This window comes from Thiolapillus sp. (assembly GCF_048562965.1).
Taxonomy (GTDB): Bacteria; Pseudomonadota; Gammaproteobacteria; order Chromatiales; family Chromatiaceae; genus Thiolapillus; species Thiolapillus brandeum_A.
In genome coordinates, this window is record NZ_JBHNMF010001373.1 from 1 (window position 1) to 666 (window position 666).

Here is a 666-nt window from a genome sequence, read left to right on the forward strand (position 1 = left end):
CCGCGTTCGGAGGCCTACTTTGTTTTCCCTCTGGCGCAAGGCGCGCCGGGAAAACAGTGCGGCCTCGCGGCTGCTGGGGACTACCTGCCTTCGCTTCGCTCTCCATGGCTGTCAGCGGCCGCCATCGACAGAATTATTCACCATGCCACGATTCTTGAAATCGATGGCGACAGTTACAGGAGAAAACACCAGAAAAAAATCACTTGATTGCCCACCAATTTCAGCTATCCCGATTAATCAGTAATTGACGTAAAAACAATGGGTTGCACTGGTTGTTTCAACGTGTAGCTTCTTTACATTGCCAAATTTGGTCAAAATCAACCTTGGTTTGCATCATTAAGAATCCAGGTTTGCCTATGTCGGCGGGGTTGGACGCGACTAAATTGGGCTGCCTGGCGGCTGAAGATGGTGGGTAATCAAGAAAAATCATAATCTTTCCCCATACTCAACCGGCCATCATAATTGTCGCCAAACCGGTCAAGATATCAGTGCAAAGCGTGGGTCAACGACATCGGCCGGTTCATCCCCACGGGTGTGGGGAACACGTCAGTCCGCTGCTTGCGGGTAAGTGTGGCAGACAGGAGAATGACGCTGCCACCCAAGGCCGCGTGAAAACGGATCAATCGTTTCAGTGGTTCTGATGTATAGGCATGGTAGGCGTGCACC

General features: G+C 51.5%; 2 protein-coding genes. One reads left to right on the plus strand and one right to left on the minus strand.

All coding sequences use genetic code 11. From position 1 onward, the window contains the following. Positions 1-207 (plus strand): ATP-binding protein (locus tag ACOCD2_RS24395; protein ID WP_293650787.1); only part of this gene is annotated, 207 nt, incomplete at its 5' end. Between the two features lie 278 nt (positions 208-485). On the opposite strand, the gene ACOCD2_RS24400 is transcribed toward ACOCD2_RS24395, so the two are convergent. Beyond that, on the minus strand, positions 486-666 hold a 181-nt coding region (locus tag ACOCD2_RS24400), incomplete at its 5' end, for a hypothetical protein (protein WP_293653799.1).